Here is a 20,233-nt window from a genome sequence, read left to right as displayed (position 1 = left end):
TCGCTTCGTCACGGTCACAGGTAGACGGTGTTGGGCGGCAGGCCGACCAGCGAACGGCCGTAGAGCTCGATGTTCACGCTGGGTGTGATCATCGCGTGCAGCGAGGTCGCGTGGACATCGCGCTGTAGGCGCGCGATCGGCACGTCGCGCTGGATCGAGGAGCCGCCACTGGCCTGTGCCAGGATCTCCACCGCGGCCTTGGCCTGGTGGGCCACCCAGCCGATCTGCACGCGTGACCAGACCCGTTCCTGTTCGGTCCATGCCTCGTTCGCCGCGGCTTTCGCGTCGATCACGTCGGCGAACGCGCGCGCCCGTGTCTCGGCGTCCTCGATCAGCAGGGCTGCCTCACCGACCTGCAGATGGGTGACCGGAGCGTCGAGCTGGCTGGGGTAGTCGGTGTAGGTGATGGGCCGACCGGGCAGCCGTTCGACGAACGCCGCCAGCGCCGCCCGTGCCGCGCCGACCAGCTGACCGGTCTGGATCGCGGTGACGGGCACCAGCACCGGCGCCGCGTACTGCGGCTTGAGCACGTTGACTGCCGACTTGGACCGGTTCTGGTAGAAGTCCTCGCCGGTGATCACCCGGTGCTCGGGCACGAACACGTTCTCGGCCACCGTCGAGACGCTGCCGGAGCCTTCCAGCCCGGAGGTGTACCAGTCGTCGACGATCCGCAGATCAGCGGTCGGCACCAGGGCGAAGATCGGTACCGGCGCGGCGCCGGGCTCGGTCGGCAGCGCTACGGTGACTTTCCAGTGTGCGTGCAGCACACCGCTGTTGAAGCGCCATGTGCCGTTCAGTACCCACCCGCCGTCGACCTTCGTCGCGGTACCGGTGGGTGCGGTCGTGCCCGAGATCCGCACGTTCGGTGTCGCGAAGACCTCGTCGAGCGCGGCATCGGGCCACAGCGCCGTCATCCAGGTGAGCGAGGCGTAGATCGACAGGCAGAACGCCACCGAGGTGTTGCCGCGGGCGACCTCGGCGAGCACGTCCACGAAATCCCGGGTGCTGGATTCGTAGCCGCCGTACTGCGCGGGAACCTGCATGTTCAGCAGCTCGGATTCCTCGATCGCGTCGATGACATCGTCGGGCAGGCGACGGTTCTCGTCGATCCAGCGAGCCCGCGAACGCAATAGCGGCGCCAGCTTCGTGGCACGCTCGACGAGTTCCTCACGGGACGGGTTGGTAGACATGGTCGATTCCTCTCGCCGAATATCGTGAATACCGAAGCGGTATCGGAGAAGTTCGAGAATTATTCGGCGACAACGCTGCTCACCGATCACCGAAAATCTCGCACATAATTCGGCGACGATTCAAGAGCTGCGGAACGACTCTACGGTCGACCCGTAGGTTCTCCCCGGGGAAACCACAGGATCATCACCAGGGCAACGGGTTCGGGACCGATGGCACACGCACAAAAGACGGCAGTCGTGCGGAACACGACTGCCGTCCGAGTAATTCGACTACCGGAAACTACCTCACGCGCACTCCTGCGCATTCATTACCCCGGCCAGTTGACGCCGACCCGCGATACCGAGTTTCCGGTACACATTGGACAGGTGGAACTCGACGGTACGCACCGTCAGGAACAACTGCTCGGCGATTTCCTTGTTGCTGAGTCCACGCACCGCGAGGCCGGCGATCTTGCGCTCCTGCCTGGTCAAGCCGGTCTCTCGATGCTGGGTGTCCAATGCGCCGAGGACCGAGCCCGCGCGCTGCAGTACGGGGCCGCTTCCGGCGGCGGCCGCGAGCTCGGTGGCCGCCGTGACAGCCCTGCGCGATCGCTCCACATCACCCTCGACCGCGTGCAACTGTCCCAGATCACAGAGTGCGCCCATCAGCTCATAGCGTGCTTCAGCGAGTTCGAGCAGCTCTACGGCACGTTCGAGCGCGCCCACCGACCGACTGTCGCGCCGCGCCATGCCGACCGCGTGCAGGGCCCGTCCCACCGCCCCCGGTGAGCCCCAGCGCCGGGCTGCGGCGAGCTCGTCGTCGGCCAGTGCCGCCGCGAGGTCGCAGCGGCCGAGCGCGGCCGCCACCAGCGCGGCGCGGGAACGCCACGGAACGATCGCCGGATTGGCCACATTCAGCGCGGTCAACACCTTTCCGCAGGCCAGGTAGTCCGCCAGGCTGCGCTCGAGCTCGCCTTCGGCGCGATGCAGCGCACCGCGGGCGGCGAGGACGTGCGCGTGGTCGGGCATCGCGTCCACCGCGCTCATCCGGTCCTCGAACAGACACCGGGCACTGCTCAGGTCGCCGACCTGAACCAGCGCCTCGACGAGCCAGGCCAGCGCGATGCCGCGCAGCGCGGGTGACACACCGCGACGCAGCAGCGGCTCCATCGCCGCGATCGCCGCGGCGGGGCGACCGCACTGCGCATCGATCCTGGCGCGAACGAGCGTCAGCGCTTCGAAGAGGCGAAACGAGATCTCGCCGCGTCCGCCGGACAGCAGCCGAGTGCAGTACGCCGCGGCCTCGGCGCATCGGTCCGCGTAGACCAGGGCCAGCAGAGCCAGCCACAGACACCCCGGGTCGGGCTCGTCGGATTCGGCGTCGAGCACGAGTTCCGATCGCCGGACGATGGTCTCCCGGTCCAGAACTCCGCAGTGCACGAAAAGCATGTTCTGTACGCCGCCGCACAGGGTGTCGGCATCGCCGAAACGGCGGCGGGCCTCGGCCCGGCCGACGCCGGACAGATAGTCGACCTTGTCGGTGAGCCGGGAGTCTCGGCGTTCACACCACGTCGATTCCGCGTGACCACATCTCACCGGCTCGGCGCACCCCGAGTTTCGGGGTGTTCTGATCGACAACACTTTCTGACGTTCCGACATAACATTCATTACGCTCGGGGCCGATAGGCCTTCCGAGCGGGACACAGGATGATCGGTCATGAAGTCTCCCTGGTGCAGCGAGCCGAGCTTCCACGACCACGCCGTCGAAGGCCGCGAAAATCCCCCCGGTTGTCAAAGTACCAGCGACACAGCGCAATTCAGAGTGATGTTCAACATATGAATGCGATGATCTTATCTCTTGCAGATCACATCGTGAATTACCGACTCGCACAGGCTATTACCCGAACACGATCGAGCATTGCCATAACACGGAATGTGATGGTAATCGTACGCGCAGTGGGATGGATGCCACCGAGAGGCCTTGGCGCAGACCTCGAACCGGGGCTCGCCCACAGCCCGGCGCGACTGGAGCCGGGCGAGTAGCCTCCTCGTCTCATCGAACAGTCTCGATGTTCAACGGTAACGGGATAGTTCAACGATGTCATCTCGGAAGGCCAGGAAACTGTATCCACGAGTTCAACTCGGTGGCCCGGGAGGACACTGGTTTCACTCACGCAGATCGGTGGTCTGGTGCGAGCCCGGCGGTGCTCGCTAGATTCGGAATCCAGTGCCCACCAGTGCAATCGGAGGTCTACATGGGGCAGACCGTCCCCCACACGGTGTCCGTCTCGTGGCTTCGCGACCAGCAGGGCGAGCCCGACCTGCTGGTCGTGGACGCGAGCACCGATTTCACCGTGCTCGACGACGGAACATTCACCCTCGAGTCGGGGCGCACCGCGTACGCGGCAGCCCATGTCCCGGGCGCCGTGTTCGCCGACCTGCTCACCGACTTCGCCGATCCCGCGTCCGATCAGCCGTGCACCGCACCGGAATCGGAGCGTTTCGCCGCGGCCGCCGGCGCGATCGGCATCGGCGACGGTGTGCGCGTCGTGGTCTACGACCAGCACGACGGAATCTGGGCCACCCGATTGTGGTGGCACTTGCGCCTGGAGGGTTTCGACGACGTCGCGGTCCTCGACGGCGGCCTTCCCGCATGGCGGGCGGCGGGCGCCGAGGTTTCGAACTCCCCGGTGACACCCGTACCGGCCACCTTCACCGCCCGCCGCCGGCCCGGCCTCATCCGGTCCACCGGCGAGGTCGAGGCGGCGATAGCCGATGACAAGTTCCTGCTCGTGGGCGTCCTCGACGCCGCGACCTATCGCGGCGAGACAGACGTTTTCGCTCGACCCGGCCACATCCCTGGAAGCATCAACCTCCCGGTCGACCAGATCCGCGACCCGGCGACCGGCGCACTGCGCCCGCTCGAGCAACTGCGGGCCTTGTTCGCTGCCACCGGTCTGCTCGATCCAGCGATCACGCCCGTCACCTACTGCGGCGGAGGCGTCGCGGCAACGGGGGTCGCCCACGCGTTGGCCCTCGTCGGGCGCGAGGATGTCTCCGTCTACGACGGATCCCTGACCGCGTGGACCGCCGACCCCACGCTGCCTCTGGTCGTCGGCGAGCAGCCTGGTTGATCCAACAGCTCCGGTCGAGACCGCGCGTGCCCGAACATAGAGGCATGGACAACGGTGGACAGGGTTTAACGGGGAAGCTGGTCATGGTGCGCCATGGCGAGTCGCACGGCAATGTCGGCAAGCGGCTCGAAACTCGTGTTCCCGGACCGCCTCTCACCGAACGCGGCACGGCGCAGGCTGCACGGTTCGGAGCTGCCGTCGCCGGTTCGCCACGACTGTTCTGCTCGGCGGCGTTGCGGGCCCGCCAGACCGCCGAGCAGATCGAGTCGCTCACCGGAGGTCCGGTGACCGTGCTGGACGGTGTGCACGAAGTGCAGGCCGGCGACTTCGAGTGGGTCGACACCGATGTCGCGCACCAGGCATTCCACCAGACCTATCAACGGTGGCACGGTGGGGAACTCGACCTGGCGGTTCCTGGCGGCGAAGCGGGCAACGACGTGCTCGACCGGTTCCTGCCCGTGCTCGAGGACCTGCGCGCGCGGTACCTGACGCCGAGTGCGGGCACCGACGTGGTGCTGGTCAGCCACGGTATGGCGATGCGGCTGGCGGCCGGCGCGATCGGCGGTGTGCCCACAGCGTTCGCGGCGAGCACACGCCTCGACTTCACCCAGACGATCGAGCTGACGCCGCGCTACAGTCCGGCAGCGCAGTTCCTCGGCTGGACCTGTACGCGGTGGGGACACCATGTCCCACCGTTCGGCGACATCACGACGTAGCTCGGACGCTGTCGCTCTCCCCCAGCAGGTTCAGCGTCCGGAAGTCGGCGAGATACTTGCCGATGAGGGCGCGATCGAGGTGCGGGACGGCCAGGTCGACGGCGCGGAGCGCGTCCTGAAACCGCTTGGTGGGCAGTACGCTTCGCGGCTCGGCGGGTTGCCGATAGGCCTGCAACAGCGGGAGCACCGAGCGGCGGCGTTGCGGTTCGGGTAGGCGGGTCAGTGCCGCTTCGAACCGGGCGAACCACTCCGGGTAGCTGTCGATCCGCCGTACGGGCAGCCCTGCCTCGATCAGCCAGTCCACCAGCCGGTCCAGTGAAACGCCGTCGTCGTGGGGATTGGCGACATGGAAGATCCGGTGATCCGGCCGGGGATCACCCCCGAGCGCCGTGATCGCCACCGCGGTGAAGTCGACCGGAAGCCCGTCGTAATGATCGTGTGCGGGTCCGCCGCGCACGAACGACCGCGGCGCGACCCCGGTGGCGCCCAGGCTCACCAGCAGCCGGGTGAAGGTGTCCGCGACATTGAGCTGACCGGCGTACTGGCGGTGTGCCAGGGCCATGTTCGAGCGGAACACCGTCACCGGGAGTCCGCAGCGGTCGTGGGCCGTGCGCAGCAGTATCTCCCCCGCCCACTTTCCTGCCTCGTAGCCGTTGGCGTAGCTGTCGTCGATGCGGCGACCGGGTGCGGCGACCCGGATGTCGGCGTCCTCGTCGAGCGCCGAGGAGTCGGCGACCGCGATCGTGGACAGGAAGTCGACCGACTTGACGCGGGTGGTCAACGCCAGCCGGATGATCTCGGCGGTCCCCACCACATTCGCGTCGAACAGATGCCGGTACGGGAGAACATGATTGACGTGGGCTGCGGCATGCACGACATGGTCGACCCGCGCAGCGAGCTGCTCCCAGGCCGAACGGCGCACGCCGAGAGCGGGTTGCGCGATATCGCCGACAACGATCTCGAGATGCCGGGACGCCAGCGCCCGGAACTCCGCACGTAGATCGGCATCGCTGTCGAAGGCATCGTCGAGCCGGCATCGCGCCGCCGCCGGGTCCGCACCACGCACCAGGCAGATCAGCGTGCCACCGATATCGGCCAGCCGGCGCAGCCATTCCAGACACAGGAAACGCCCGATGTAGCCGGTCGCACCGGTCAGCAGGACGGTGTGGGCGACGTCGGCGACCGAAGGGAGCGCGCAGGCCCGCGCGACCGTCGCGGGGTCGAGAAACGCCTCCAGCGTCACATCCTCGGCACGCACCTGGACAGTGCCGTCCCCGTGAACGGCAGCGAAGCTCGGGCGCGCGAACTCCGGCTGTCGTTGTCGCCGAACGTATTCCGCGATCGCGGCGAAGTCCGTGCCCGGGCCGGTGAGCAGCCCGGCGGGCAACTCCACGTCGAGCAGTTCGCTCAGCAGGCTCGAGTACGTCACGACAGCCAGCGAATCACCGCCCAGATCGGTGAAACTCGCCCCGACGGGCAGATCCTTCTCGGCGCTGCCGACGACCGCCTTGGCAGCCCGCACGACGACCTCGAGCAGCGGGAGCTGGGCCGCGCGCGCACGCAGTTCACGCAGTTCGGCCGCCCGGTCGTCGGCATGGTCCCGATAGATCCGCTCCAACCTCGCCTCGTAGCGCTCCCGGACCTTCGGGCGAAGGAGCTTGCCCAGACCCGACAGCAGACCGTTGTCGGCGGTGAAAGGTTGTGTTTCGACGAGGAAGTCGCGCGGGATCTCGTGGGCGGCGAGCCCCGTCGCCGACGCCACCTCGCGCAGGGCCGCCGCGAGCGCCGAGTCCAGCGACCCGGCGGCCAGGGCTTCGTCGGTCGGCACGATCACCGCGAGAAGGTAGGCGCGTTCGCTGGAGCCGTAGACGAAGATCTGCCGGATCAGCGGGCTCGTCCCGTAGACGGCCTCCAGCCGGGCCACTGTCACGAACTCGCCGTTGGACAGCTTGAGCACGTTGTTGCGCCGGTCGAGATACACCAGGTGGTCGGGTGCGATCTCGGTCATGACATCGCCGGTGCGGTAGTAGCCCTCGGCGTCGAAGATCGCCGCGGACAGCTCGGGCTGACGGTAGTAGCCCGGGATCGCGGTGGACGTGCGCACCAGCAGTTCACCGCGCGGATGCGGCCGGTCGGTGGTGAAGTAGCCGAGCTCGGGCACGTCGAGCAGCTTGTAGCCGGAGACCGGCGGACGCTGGATGCGGTGGTCGAGCAGGATGTCGAGGGCTTCGGTGGCGCCGTACCCGTCGTGCAGGTCGAAGCCGAGCAGGGCCTGGGCGAACAGTTTCGCCTCGGCGGCCATCGGGGCGCTGCCGAAGATAGCGTACACCGCGCGTCCGCCGAGCACCTCGCGACGCAGGGTGTCGAGGGCGGTCTCGCGCGCGAGCTCCGGGTCCGCGCCCGCTGCTCGGCGCCGGTCCACGTCGTCGCGGAATCGGTGCAGCAGCAGTTCACAGACCCTCGGCGCGAAAGCGATCTCCGTCGGACGCACCAGCGCGAGGTCGTCGAGCAGAGTCGAACGATCGGGACGCCCCGTGCAATAGGTGGTGCCGCCACGACCGAGTGTGCCGTAGAGCGAGAGCCGCGCCGCCACATGGCTCATCGGCATATACGCGAGGGTGAGGGCGGGCACCGGACTGGCGTTGAGCCACATCCTGGCGACCAGCCGCTGGGTGTAGATCGCGCCTTTGGGCGTTCCGGTGCTGCCCGAGGTGTAGATGAGCAGGCTCATCGATTCGGCGTCGCCGCCGAACAACGGGGCGGGCGGCTCGGCCCGCCCCGCGCTGACGATCTCGTCGAGTGTGCGCACGGCGACGGTGGGCAGTCGGCGTCGGGCGTCGGCGAGAATGCGGGCATGCTCGTCGTCTCCGGGGTTCACATCGAAGACGATCAGCGCCCGCGGAACCCGCTGTGCCGGAACGCTTCCCACTACCCGGTCGAGGAACTCCACTCCCACCGCGAGGACGCGCGGCACGGTCTCGGCCAGAACCGCGGCCAGCTCGCCACCGGATGCGTTGGCCTGCAACGGAACTGCCACCGCGCCCAGATGCACACACGCGAGGTCGAGGGTCGCGTAATCACCACCGGTGACCCCGACGATCGCCACGAAGTCACCGGGGCGCAGCCCGAAGTCCCCGCCCCACCAGGATGCCGCGACCGCGCCGACGCGATCCCACAGCTCGCGATAGGTGACGGTGCCGAATCGTGGCAGCAATCGTGTGGTCCGGCAGCCGGTCTCACGGTCGACAGCGAGTTCGGTGACCCGCCGCCCGACGGCGGGACGATCACCGTAGCCGGTCATCACCGTCTCGGCGAGATGAGCCAGCGGCAGTGCGGGTTGTCGAACCTTCGCCGAGAGTTCTGGGTCGCGCAGCGCGGCCCTGGCCTGCGCGTCGCGCTCGCACAGGATCTCGATCCGGCGTTCCAGCGGAATGCCCGCACTGCCCATGGTCTCAGCCCCTGCCCACGAACGGCATCGTCGTCGGGAAGACGCCGAGGAATTGGATATTCGTGTCCAGCGGCATCGAGGCCATCAGCACCAGCGCCTCGGTGAACCGCTCGGCCGGGATGGTCTGTTCGACCGCCAGTGTGCCGTCGGCCTGCCGCGCCGCCGGTTGCCCACTGCCGTCGGGCGGCGTCACATTGCCGACATCTATTTGCCCGCAAGCGATTCCGTGCGCGCGCCCGTCCAGTGACAGCGCCCTGGTCAAGCCGAGCAGCGCGTGTTTGGCCGTCGTGTAGGCGATGGCATTGGGTCTGGGCGCATGCGCGGACGGCGCGCCCATATTGATGATCCGGCCACCACCGGGCGACTGGGCGCGCATCACACGGAAGGCCTGCTGCGCGCACAGGAACGCCCCGGTGACGAGGGTGTCGAGTGCGCGATTCCAGTCCTCGACGCGGATGTCCTCGATGGGACAGCGCGGTACCGCCGCCCCGGCGTTGTTGAACAGCAGATCCAGGCGGCCGAAATGCCGCTGAACTCCGGTGAACAGGTCGGCGACCGCGGCGGGATCGGTGATGTCGGCGGGTGCCACCAGGACTCGGCTCGCGGGAACGTTCGCGAGGTCGGCGGTCTCCTTCAGCACCGTTTCGCGACGGCCGGTCAGCGCCACCGACCAGCCCTGCGCGAGCAGCGCGAGGGCCGCCGCGCGGCCCAGCCCACTACCCCCACCGGTGACCAGGGCGATGCGATCTTCGGTGCTCATCGGTTCTCCTTGTCCACCCACAGCCGCAGCACGCGGCGCGCTTTCGGTCCCGGTTGGTCGATGTAGGGCGATCGACCGTGCAGTGCCCGGCTGTTGCGGATGATCAGCAGATCGCCCGCAGCCAGCATCAGATCGAAGCCGATGCCGGGGCGGTGCAGCACCTCGTCGAGTACGTCGAGCGCGGCGAGCCGGGGCGCGTCGGCGGGGTCGTCCGCATTCAGCGAGGCACGCACGGTTCGGGTCTGGTAGTAGCAGCCGATGGTGCCGTCGGGCTGGGTGAACAGAATGGGCGACACCACGATCTGCGGTCCGGCACGGCCGGTGCGGTCGTAGGTCCAGTCGCCACGCAGCAGCGAAAGAGTCTCGCGGTCTTCGGCTTCCAGGATGTCGTTGACCCGCCGGGCGCCGGCGAGCCGAGTGAATCCCTGCCCGTCCGCAGCCGGTTGCAGACACACCAGGACCAGCAGATCGCAGGTGTCGCAATGGAATCCGAGTGCGGTGGCGCCGTCTCCGTCGCGATCCCGCAGGACCTGGCGCAGGTCGCCTGCGCCGTTCTGCGGAACGACCATGCCGATCCCGTCGAGCACGAACAGCAGCGTGCGGGTGATGTCGTCTTCCGAGGCGGCGGGATCGACGAAATCGGCGATGTGGGCGAACCCCACCCGTTCGATAGCGCCGTCGACGAAGGCGTGCACGGCGGTCCGCACCTTGCCCGCGTCGTCGTCGGTCGCGGCGAGGGTGTCGCGGTCGTCGCCGGGCAGTCGCAGCGACCACACCGCGGGGTCGCGGGCGATCTCGGCTGCGTCCCAGCTGATCTCAACGGAGTTCGACATCGTTGGTCCCGTTCCTTTCTGCGCCGTCACCGGTCGCGAGGCCGACGGCCTTCGACCACAGCGCGACCGCGGTGTCGATCTGGTCGCCCGTCACCACCAGCGCCGGAATCATCCGGACGACATTTCCGTAGGGTCCACAGGTCAGCAGCAACAGTCCCAGCGCCGCGGCGGCCTGCTGCGCGCGCTTGGCGGTGTCGGGATCCGGCGCGCCCTCGGGCGTGCAGAACTCGATGCCGATCATCAGACCGAGCCCGCGGACGTCGGCGATACCGGGGACGGCCAGCGCGTCGGCACGAATCGCGGCGAGTAGTCGTACGCCCTGGACCGCGGCGTTCTCGACCAGCTTCTCGTCCCGGATCACCGCCAAGGTCGCCAGGGCGGCCGCGCAGGCCACCGCATTGCCGCCATAGGTTCCGCCCTGCGAGGACGGCCAGGCCCGGCGCATCAGCTCGGTGGACGCGGCGATGGCCGAGAGCGGGAACCCGCTCGCCAACCCCTTGGCGGTGACCAGGATGTCGGCGCGCGCATCCGGTTCGTGCTGATGCGCCCAGAATTTCCCGGTCCGGCCGAACCCGGTCTGCACCTCGTCGAGGATCAGCAGCATGCCGTGGCGATCGGCCCGTGCACGCAGTCCGGCAAGGAATCCCGGCGGTGCGGGCACATAACCACCCTCACCGAGCACGGGTTCGACGAGCAACGCGGCGGTCTCGGCGGGTGCGGTCACGGTGGCCAGGACATGATCGAGACCGCGCAGCGCGTGGTCGACGGCGGCCTCCTCGCTCAGGCCGAGCCGGAACGCCGCCGGGAACGGCGCCACCGCCACACCGGGCATCAGCGGCCCGATACCGGCCCGGTAGCGGGTCGAGGCGGTGGTCAGGGCGGCCGCCCCCATCGTGCGGCCGTGGAAGGACCCGTCGAAGACGACCACGTTGGGTCTGCCCGTGGCGTGCCGGGCCAGGCGTACCGCGGCCTCGATCGCCTCACTGCCGGAATTGCTGTAGAACAGCGAATCCAGACCGGGCGGCAGCACCGAGCCGAGCTGCGCGGTCAGTTCGAGCAGCGGCTCGTGCAGGACCGTCGTGTACTGGCCGTGGATCAAGCGAGCGACCTGCTGTTGCGCGGCCTCCACCACGCGGGGATGGCAGTGGCCGGTGCTGGTCACCCCGACACCGGCGGTGAAATCGAGATACTGCTCGCCTGCCGCGTCGAACAGATACATTCCCTCACCGCGGCATGCGGTGACGGGAGTGGCCTGGGCGAGAACCGGGGAAAGCTCGGACATTCGACCTCCTATCGATGGGATGTGGGTCAGGCGGTGCGGTCGGCGGTCGCGACGGCCGGGAAGTATCCGGTCTCGGCCCCCCACGCCAGCGCGGTCGACCACCATCTCGGGGTCGGCGCGGCGAAATGGATGCCGAGCCGGTCGAGCGCGGCGACCGTCCAGGAACTGTCGATCCGCACGTTGCGGTCCGCGTCGTGGTGCGACCACGCCATGGCCTGCCGCACCGCCGCCGAATGCGACCCCTCGACCCGGGCGAGTGCTGCCGTGAACGCCGTGTCGTCGGTGAGCGCGACCGGATAGCCCGCCGCGGCGCTCCAGGCCACGAGCTCGTCGTGGGCCACCAGGTGCGGGGTTTCGATGTGATAGACCCCGGGCGCGCAGGCGGGTCGGCCTGCCAGTGTGGCGATCGCCGCGGCGACGGTGTCGACGTGGGAGAACCCGAAACTCACCGCGGGCCGACGTGGCGCCGCGCCGGCGAGCAGGTAGCCGCGGATCATCTGGTACACGCGGTTGTCCCCGATATTGCGTTGGAACGCGCCGGTCCGGCTGTCGGCCGCGATGTGCCCGCTGCGATGGATATAGCACTGCCGACCCTGAGCCGCCCACCGTCGCACTGTCAGCTCTGCCCCGAATTTGGCCCGTTCGTACGGCGTTCGGAAGTACTGACCGATCGGCAGGTCGGCTTCGCTGAATCGTCGCGCGTTGCCCTCGACACCGCCGGCGACGCCGAGGGTCGACAGGTGGTGGAACCGGGCGTCGGGTGCGTGCGCGTCGATCCAGGCGAGGAGTCCGGACACCGCGGTGTGGTTGGTTCGTTCGAGTTCGGCGGGTGCGGCGACCAGTCGGGTGTCGGCGGCGGCGTGGATGATCACCTGCGCCCGTCCCGCCGCGCGCGTCGCATCGGCCGACATCCCGAGGTCGGTCCGGGTGATGTCGCCGGCGAGCACCCGGATACCCCGCACGTGGCGCAGCCGCTGGCGGGCCTCGATGTCGCGGTCCCCGCGCACCAGACACGTCACGTGCGCGTTGCGTGCGAGCAGCGCCGAGAGCAGGTGCCCGCCCAGATAACCCGTCGCGCCGGTCACCAGCACGCGCGGCGCTTCCTCGACCACCCGAACCCCGGCCCGCGGTGCGCGCGCGCCCGCGAGCAGGACCTGCCCCGATGTCGACAGCGCCGATGTCGTGGCAGGGGCGGCCGCCGTGCCCGCGTACTCGGCGACGGCAGCGGCGAAACGGGTCATGATCTGGCGCGCCCGGTCGTCGGAGTCCGGGGACCCCGGGTGCACGAGGTCGGTGACGAGGCGGCCCTCGACGATGCGAGCGGTGAGCTTGAGCCGATAGAGCAGGTCGCAGTGGGGATTGCGCGCGGTACCCGCCTGTTCCGGCGCGACCGACCAATCCAGGGTCTGCTTGTCCGGCAATTCGAACGTGCCGAGAAAATTGAACCCGATGTCGGGGCGCGCGCCCACGGTGTCCATCGGCTGCTCGGGCGTGCCCGCGAGGAGATGCTCGATCTCCGCGGCCGAGTGGGTGGGCTCCGACGGTGAACGTCGTTCCAGCAGTATCCATTTGGCGGCGGTGAACCAGCCGACCGTATCGAGGTACTCGCCGCCGCCGTCACCGACGTCACGACCGTGGGTCTCCACCTCGACCGCGATCCGCGACTGCTCCTCACCGCGCCGCACCGCCGCGGCGAATGCCGACAGCAGCAGGGCCTCGAGGCCTTGCGCACCGCCGTACTCGCGAACGAGCGCGGCCGTCGCGGTCCGGTCCAACGTCCACACCAGGCTCGCCGGTCGTGGCGCGGGCCCGATCGTGCGAGCCGGGCGCCGCACCGGCGCGGCCACGGAGCCGCCACGATCAGCCGCCCAGCGGTAGTAGTCACCGGTACCCGGAAGGTCGAACCGCTTGCCGTGCAAGGCCGTTCGATACGCGTAGGCGAGATCGTCGAGCAGGATGTGCCAGGAGAACCCGTCGACGGCCAGGTGGTGGACGATGATGGCGAGGCGGTCGTCGTGATCGCCGCCGCCGCTGAACAGGTGCACGCGCAGCAGCCGCCCCGCCGCCGGATCCAGGCCGAGGTGCAGGTCGGTGCAGGTGCCCTCGACGAACTCCGCGATCCGCGCGGCCGATCGCGGCAACCGGGAGAACGAGACCGCCGCCATTTCGTCGACGTCGCGACAGGCACCCGGTCCGGTCGGCCCGATCTCGGTACGCAGCACAGCATGTCGCTCGGCGAGATCGGTCACCGCGCGCGACAGGACACCGGCGTCGACAGCGTGACCGCAGCGCAGCACCACCGACTGATTCCACTGGCGGTGATCACCGACCGGCTGTGCGAACATCCACCGCTGGGCAGGCCCGGGCCGGCGCCCGGGCTGCTGTCCCCCCGCGGCTCTCGTCGCGACGGCATCGATCGGTCGTGCGGCCGCCGCCAGCCGCCGCGGGGTCGGATGCTGGTAGAAGTCGTCGAACGTCACGCGCTGACCACGCCGGTAGAGGTAGGCGATCGTGCGCATGGCCAGAATCGAATCGCCACCGAGGTCGATGATGTCGGCCTCGGGATCAACCGACGGCACTCCCAGCGCACCTGCCCACAATGCGGCGATACTGTGCGCCAGGCCGCCTGCCGGATCGTCGCCTCGACGAGTCGGGCCGGCGGCACCGCCCGCACGGGAATCGAGCAATGCCGTCACCATCGCGCCGACGCGGGGGCGATCCAGCTTGCCCGTGGACCCCAGCGGCAGCTCCGGCAGCACGAAGATCGGCTGTGGCACCGCGTAATCCGGCAGCACCTCGTGCAAGTAGGCACGCAGTGCCGCCACTGTCGCCGCATCGTCGGTACGCGGTGTCAGCCGAACAGCCGCACGAAGCCGATGGCCCGTCGCCGTCGGCTGGACGACCACGGCTGCCCGCTCGACGCCGGGCACGCACTCGGCGGCTCGTTCGACCTCGGCGGGATCGACCCGGAAACCACGGACCTTCACCTGACGGTCGACGCGGCGCACGAACACGAGCGCTCCGTCCGCGCGCCGCCGGCAGATGTCACCGGTGCGGTAGACCCGGTCACCGTCGCGCGGCACGAATTTTCTCGCGGTGTCACCCGGCGACCCGAAGTATCCTGCGGTGACCCCCTTTCCGCCGATGTACAGCTCGCCCTCCGATCCGTCGGGGACCGGATCGCCCCCGTCGTCGAGCAAGCACAGCGTCGTTGTCGCGCCGATGGCCGTTCCGATGGGAACGATCTCCTCCTCGGGCAGTTCGTCCGCGGTGGTCGCCACGAAGCACGTCGCGCCGACGGTCGTCTCGGTGGGACCGTAGTGATTGACCACCCGGTGCGCGATACCGCGGGTGAGCAAGCTCGCGGCGAAGGCACGGGAGAGCGGTTCGCCACCGAGCAGCACTGCGTCCAAAGGCCCACGGTCCGTGTCCTGTTCGAGCGCGCCCAGGTGAGATGGCGTCGTCTTCAGGACCGAGATGCCCGCCCGGCGCACCGCGGGCCAGAAGGCCGCTGGGTCGCGGGTGTCGCGATCGGCGACAACGTGCACCGACCCGGCGCTGGCCAGTGCGAGCAACCACGCCGTGTGGCCGAGATCGGCCGCCAAGGTCGTGACATGCCCGACGCAGGGCGCGTTGCCCGCATCGAAACCCAGTCGTTCGCACAGTGACCGCGCATAGTGGGTCGCGTTACCGTGCGTGACCGCGACCGCCTTCGGCTCGCCCGAGGACCCGGACGTGAACGAGAGATAGGCGAGGTCACCGGCATCGACAGGGCACGCACCGTCCCGTGCGTCGCTCTCGATCGCCTCGACCGGATCGATGACGATCGACCCGTAGTCGGAGACCGTCGCCGACACCGCACAGCGTGCCCCGACAGCGCCGAGCCGGCGACGCAATTGACCCGCACTCCACGAGGATTCGACCGGAACCGCGACCGCGCCCCGGCACCACACCCCGAACATCAGCGCGCATTGCCGGGCGTCTCGTTCGCCGAGAACAGCGACACGATCGCCCCGGCCGACCCCCGACGCACGCAGTCGGTCCGCGGTCGCCTCGGCTATTCGCTCGACCTCGCGATAGGTGAACACACGGTCGGCATCGGCCAGTGCGGGTCGCTGTGGGTGTTCGCGCGCGTTACGCCGCAACAGGTCGATCAGCGTGTCCGCCTTCATCGCCGCACACCTTCGCCGCGCAGCTCACCGGCCACGACACCGTCGATCAGATCCCCCTCGGGAAGCCTGCCCGCGAGTTCCCACGCGATCATGCGGTGCAGCCCGTCGAGGTGGAACAGTCCTTCCTCTGCCCGCAGATCGGCATAGTCGCTGTGCCCGGCCGGAGCGGCGCTGAGAAACACCGTGGTGAACGGCGCTCCGGTGAGGGCGGTGATCAGCCCCGTGCACACCGGGTTGGCGGCAGCCAGATCGGCCCGTTCGGTGCGCAGCCGTGCGGCCGCCTGTTCGACTGTCAGCCCGGTGCGCGGCACCAGTTCCCGGTCGCCGCCCTCGCTCAGATGCCAGGGCAGGGTCACCGCGGCCAGATCAGCCCGCGACAACAGCACCCGGGTCCAGGTGCCCGACAATTCGTCACCCCGGCGAAGGTTGTCCTCCCCTTCGCGAAACCGCACACCCTCTTCCGCCCCGTGCGCGCAATGCTCATCCCGGTAGATCGCCAATACCTCGGCGAGATCGCTGTCTCCGACGATTCTCATGATCGGGCGCCCCTATCCTTGTGCGATATCGTCTCGGAAATGCTTGTCGGCGAACAACTCCGGCGAAAGCCCGGTGTCGAGGCCCAGCTCACGCGCACGTGCCAACATATGGCGCCAATACGGTTTCACCGGTCGCCAGCGCGCCGCGCCGGTCTGGCAATAGGACGCGTCGACGAAGTAGCGATGCCGCTCCGATGTCATCGTCGACAGGCGTCGCGCATGCAGTAACGCCGAATGCAAGAGCACCGTCGAACCCGGTGGTAGCGAATCGATCACCACCTCACCATCGAGATGGTCGGTGCCGACATGCGCCATCGCCGACTTTTCGCGCGACTGATGATGCGACCCCGGCAGAATCACCAGCGCGGCCATGGTGTCATCGAGTCCGGTGAGGTAATGCAGCGTATGCACCATCGCCAGGGAAAAATCCGCCAGATCGTTGGGTTCATAGTCGTGATGCCACGATTTCGACGCGATCGTCGCGTCATGGCGGTCACTGTGCAGATGGTGGTAGACGAAATCGGGTCCGAGCAGCTGGGACAGGATCGCCATCAGCGGCCGATACGTCAGTATTTCCCCGTGCGCGGGCAATTCCAGTTCCATCACCGGCGGTATCCCATAGGTCGCGGGATCGCGGCAACTGTCGATCGACCGGGCACGTAATCCCTGGTCCACCCAGTGGTCCACTTCCGGTAACAGCCGTGCGCGCAGCTCGTCCGGAATCAATCCCGGCACGATCAGATAGCCCGATTCGGCGAATTGTCTCGCCGCGAGAATTCCGGTGTGATCATCATCGAGAACAGGCCGCATCAGCCCGCCCCTCCCTTCGACAACAAGCGATTACACGGTGGGAACCAGGGACGCTTGCGCGTCCCGCAGCCAATTCAGGGTGCGTTCGATGCCATTCGGCAGGGCGGTGGTCGCCTCGAGGATTCGCTCGGCGCGGGCGCGGGCGACATCGAGGCAGCTGCGGCGCACTTCACCGTCGCGAGCGGCGGCATAATGCGGCAGCCACGCGGTCGGTTGCAGGCCCGCGGCGGTGCGAATCGCGTCGACCAGTCCGTTGACGGTGATCTCGACCCCGGTACCCACGTTGTATTCACCGAAACTGTGCTGACCACATTGCGCGGCAGCAATATTGGCTTCCACCACATCGTCGACGTAGACGAAATCCCGGGTCTGCATTCCGTCGCCGTAGATGATCGGCGGACGACGTTCCAGCGCGGCCGCGCAGAAACGCAGCACGACACCGGCATCACCGTCGAGTGATTGCCGCGGACCGTAGACATTGCTGTATCGCAGGGCCACGACATCGATATTCGTGGTGTCGGCGAACCAGCGCCCGTATCGTTCGCCCGCCCATTTCGCCAAACCGTAGGCCGACGGTGGATCGGGCGCGGTCGCCTCGGGTGTCGGGTAGTGCGCGGACTCGCCGTAGATCGCGCCGCCGGTCGAACTCAACACCACGCGCCGCACCCCGGCAGCCACTGCGGCGGCCAGCACACTGACCACACCGACCACGTTCTGCTCGGCGTCTGTCACCGGATCCGCGATCGAATAATGGACGCTGACCTGCGCGGCGAGATGGAACACCACATCCGGATGAAACCGCTGCATGATCTCGCGAACGGTGTCCGCTGATCGGACGTCCGCACTGACCAAGTCCGCGCCGCGATGCAACGCCGACTCGAGATTTCGAACATTGCCGTGGCTGAGGTCGTCCATCACGAGCACTTCGGCGCCGCGTGCCACGAGCGCATCCGTCACATGCGAACCGACAAATCCGGCTCCTCCGGTCACCAACGCACGCATCACTCAGGCCCCCTGAGAAGAAGTGGTCGAGAACCATCACGAGTGGATGGCTCGAGTTGTGAACGATGTTGTCCTACACGCTATTTCGGAACATCTGCCGAACCCGACGGTCCAGTCACCGTAACACGCTGTTATCCAATAATGTTGCAACTCAACCGGTTTCAACATTGCGTTCGCAGGCCGAGTCGTGATGTGACGCCGGGTCGAGTATCGGACACAGTCGAGGGGGTGCAGGCGGCGAGGCACCCGGCCAGCAGATGCGCTGCGGAATCAGGGGATCACCGGGTGCGGGCGCGCCGAACGGGACATAAGCGACGCAGCTGTCGTTCCCGTCTTGCTCTGCGCCACACTGTGTTTGGATCGAATCAATCGCATTACGCACAGGTGGGTAATTGGTCGATCAACGGCAGGAGCGATCTCATGCGCGGCACCGTCATCCACGCTCCCGGCGACGTCCGCGTCGAACAGCTGCCCGACCCCCGGATCGAGGCATCGACCGATGCGATCATCCGCACCGTCGCGACCTGCGTGTGCGGCACGGACCTGTGGGTCTACCGCGGCATCGAGGCCGTGCACGAACCGCAACCGATGGGCCACGAGTACATCGGTGTCATCGAAGAGGTCGGTACCGAGGCGCGCACGCTCCGGCCCGGCCAGTTCGTCGTCGGCTCGTTCGCCACCTCCGACAACACCTGCCCGAACTGTCGCCACGGCTACCAATCCCGCTGTGTGCACCGCGCATTCCTGAGCACCTGCCAGGCCGAATACATCCGTATCCCGAACGCCGCGGGCACCCTCGTCGCGCTCGACGAGACCCCCGATCGCCGCCACCTGCCCAGCCTGCTCGCCCTCTCCGATGTGATGGGCACCGGCTGGTACGCCGCCATCGCCGCCGAGGTACGCCCAGGTGCGACCGCCGTTGTGGTCGGCGACGGCGCGGTCGGGCTGTGCGCGGTGCTCGCCGCCCGGGAACTGGGCGCCGAACGGATCATCGCGATGAGCAGACATCCCGCGCGACAGAAGCTCGCACTGGCGTTCGGTGCCACCGATATCGTCACCGAGCGTGGCACGGAGGGCGTCGCGGTAGTCCTGGAGCTCACCGGCGGCATCGGCGCGGACTCGGTGATGGAATGCGTCGGCACCGGCGAATCGGTGACCCAGGCTCTCCGATCGACCCGCGCGGGCGGGAATCTGGGCGTCGTCGGCATTCCCCATGATGTCGAACTCGACAGTGCCGAGATCCTCGCATCCGCGGTGGGGGTGCGCGGCGGCGCGGCCCCCGTGCGCCGGTTCCTTCCCGATCTCATCGATCGCGTCCGCACCGACCGTATCGACCCCGGCCGAGTCTTCGACCTCACGCTCCCCTTGGACCGGATCGCCGAGGGCTACCGCGCGATGAACGAACGCCGAGCCGTCAAAGCCCTGCTACTACCGTGAATGCCGAGCAACGGCGCTGCGTTGCCTTGGCCTCGGCCACCGACATTGTCGCGGGGCGCGGGAAGCATTCCCGCGCCCCACTGGTTGCCGTTGCTCGCGCCCCGATTTCGAAGCGGCGACTCCTGCCGAATCCGCTACCCGCGTGCGGCGTTCGCGGTCGTGATGAACTCGATCTGCGCGGGTGAGGGTCCGCAGAACTCGCTCTCGATCCGGTCGGACTCCTCGGCCTGCATCCGGTACATGCTGTCGCGCAGACCGTCGTCGCCACCGTGGAACGCTTCCAGCAGTCCCATCCACCGAGCCGCCATCTCCTGCGCCTCGGGTGAGGTCGGGTCCATGCCCGCCACGATCGCCGCGTCGACCTGGGGGATCAGCACGGCCCAGTCCGCTTCGGCTTGCTGAATGCGCTGTTCACCGAGTTGTTCCCGGCGCAGTGCGAGCTGGGTCAACTGCTCTTCGGTGAAGTATTGCTTGATGGTGTCGTCGACCATGACGGTCCTCCTGATCAATTCCAGGAAGTGATCCGTGGATGCGTCCGACCGGCTTTGCGCGGTGGCGGTCAGTGCCGCGACCAAGGCATGCAGATCCCGGGTCGCGGCCAGTTGCGCCGCAAGATAGTCGCGGTGAGCGGCCAGTACCTTCGTCATCGCCACGGAGCCCTCGAGCAGATCGGCGATCTGGTCGAGCCCCAGGCCCAGTTGACGCAGGGCCAGCACTTGATACAGCCGCTCCACATCGCTCGCGGTGTAGAGCCGGTGGCCGGTGCCGGAGCGTTGCGCCGGGTGTACCAGCCCGATCCGGTCGTAATGATGCAACGTCCGCACCGTCAATCCGGCCTCGGCCGCGAGCTCACCGACTTTCCACACACGCTCGGTTCCGCGCTGGTCCATCCGCTTCATCCCACTTCCACCGGCGCCCTGTGCGCCGGTGTCAC

Annotated in this window: 14 protein-coding genes; 3 read left to right on the top strand and 11 right to left on the bottom strand. The window is 68.2% G+C overall.

Annotated features, from left to right (window positions below; all coding sequences use genetic code 11):
• Positions 1-14: 14 nt before the first annotated feature.
• Both ACFULV_RS20725 and ACFULV_RS20720 read right to left on the bottom strand, forming a co-directional pair.
• The gene (locus ACFULV_RS20725; RefSeq protein ID WP_378658907.1) at positions 15-1,190 is read right to left on the bottom strand and encodes an acyl-CoA dehydrogenase family protein; all 1,176 of its coding nucleotides are present in this window, start codon (positions 1,188-1,190) and stop codon (positions 15-17) included.
• A 285-nt stretch (positions 1,191-1,475) separates the two neighbouring features.
• Positions 1,476-2,765 carry a LuxR C-terminal-related transcriptional regulator gene (locus ACFULV_RS20720; RefSeq protein WP_378658904.1) on the bottom strand — a complete coding sequence of 430 codons (1,290 nt, stop codon included), beginning with the start codon at positions 2,763-2,765 and terminating at the stop codon, positions 1,476-1,478.
• A 659-nt stretch (positions 2,766-3,424) separates the two neighbouring features.
• Here ACFULV_RS20720 and ACFULV_RS20715 point away from each other — a divergent pair.
• Together ACFULV_RS20715 and ACFULV_RS20710 are read left to right on the top strand one after the other, a co-directional pair.
• The gene (locus ACFULV_RS20715) at positions 3,425-4,303 is read left to right on the top strand and encodes a sulfurtransferase (RefSeq protein ID WP_378629519.1); all 879 of its coding nucleotides are present in this window, start codon (positions 3,425-3,427) and stop codon (positions 4,301-4,303) included.
• A gap of 44 nt (positions 4,304-4,347) precedes the next feature.
• A complete protein-coding gene (locus tag ACFULV_RS20710) occupies positions 4,348-5,019 on the top strand; it encodes a histidine phosphatase family protein (protein ID WP_378658902.1) in 672 nt (223 codons plus the stop codon).
• Here ACFULV_RS20710 and car read toward each other — a convergent pair.
• From car to ACFULV_RS20670, 8 genes are read right to left on the bottom strand one after another with little or no spacing between them, the layout of a single operon-like run.
• Positions 5,009-8,467 (bottom strand): carboxylic acid reductase, encoded by a 3,459-nt coding sequence (car, locus tag ACFULV_RS20705; protein WP_378658900.1) that lies wholly within the window; start codon positions 8,465-8,467, stop codon positions 5,009-5,011. The two genes, ACFULV_RS20710 and car, sit on opposite strands and share 11 nt — an antisense overlap.
• Before the next feature lie 4 nt (positions 8,468-8,471).
• Positions 8,472-9,227 carry an SDR family oxidoreductase gene (locus ACFULV_RS20700; protein WP_378658897.1) on the bottom strand — a complete coding sequence of 252 codons (756 nt, stop codon included), beginning with the start codon at positions 9,225-9,227 and terminating at the stop codon, positions 8,472-8,474.
• On the bottom strand, positions 9,224-10,060 hold the full coding sequence (locus tag ACFULV_RS20695) for a TauD/TfdA family dioxygenase (protein WP_378658895.1): 837 nt from the start codon (positions 10,058-10,060) through the stop codon (positions 9,224-9,226). The genes ACFULV_RS20700 and ACFULV_RS20695 overlap by 4 nt, the downstream gene beginning before the upstream one ends.
• Positions 10,044-11,342 (bottom strand): aspartate aminotransferase family protein, encoded by a 1,299-nt coding sequence (locus ACFULV_RS20690; RefSeq protein WP_378658892.1) that lies wholly within the window; start codon positions 11,340-11,342, stop codon positions 10,044-10,046. Before ACFULV_RS20690 ends, ACFULV_RS20695 begins: the two co-directional genes overlap by 17 nt.
• A 26-nt stretch (positions 11,343-11,368) precedes the next feature.
• Positions 11,369-15,514 (bottom strand): AMP-binding protein, encoded by a 4,146-nt coding sequence (locus ACFULV_RS20685; protein WP_378658889.1) that lies wholly within the window; start codon positions 15,512-15,514, stop codon positions 11,369-11,371.
• Complete coding sequence (locus tag ACFULV_RS20680) at positions 15,511-16,050, bottom strand: DUF6309 family protein (protein WP_378629534.1); 540 nt, start codon at positions 16,048-16,050, stop codon at positions 15,511-15,513. The genes ACFULV_RS20685 and ACFULV_RS20680 overlap by 4 nt, the downstream gene beginning before the upstream one ends.
• Before the next feature lie 12 nt (positions 16,051-16,062).
• Complete coding sequence (locus tag ACFULV_RS20675) at positions 16,063-16,860, bottom strand: phytanoyl-CoA dioxygenase family protein (RefSeq protein ID WP_378658887.1); 798 nt, start codon at positions 16,858-16,860, stop codon at positions 16,063-16,065.
• 30 nt (positions 16,861-16,890) lie between these two features.
• On the bottom strand, positions 16,891-17,862 hold the full coding sequence (locus tag ACFULV_RS20670) for an NAD-dependent epimerase/dehydratase family protein (protein WP_378658885.1): 972 nt from the start codon (positions 17,860-17,862) through the stop codon (positions 16,891-16,893).
• A 420-nt stretch (positions 17,863-18,282) separates the two neighbouring features.
• Between ACFULV_RS20670 and ACFULV_RS20665 the strand changes: the two genes are divergently transcribed.
• Complete coding sequence (locus ACFULV_RS20665) at positions 18,283-19,299, top strand: zinc-dependent alcohol dehydrogenase family protein (protein WP_378658882.1); 1,017 nt, start codon at positions 18,283-18,285, stop codon at positions 19,297-19,299.
• A gap of 134 nt (positions 19,300-19,433) precedes the next feature.
• Here the strand turns inward: ACFULV_RS20665 and ACFULV_RS20660 are convergent, their stop codons facing one another.
• Positions 19,434-20,189, bottom strand: a complete 756-nt coding sequence (locus ACFULV_RS20660) for a MerR family transcriptional regulator (protein WP_378658880.1) — start codon at positions 20,187-20,189, stop codon at positions 19,434-19,436.
• Positions 20,190-20,233: the final 44 nt, after the last annotated feature.

The organism is Nocardia sp. NPDC057272, from assembly GCF_042668615.1.
In the GTDB taxonomy this organism is placed as follows: Bacteria; Actinomycetota; Actinomycetes; order Mycobacteriales; family Mycobacteriaceae; genus Nocardia.
This window is presented reverse-complemented; position numbering and strand designations above follow the sequence as displayed.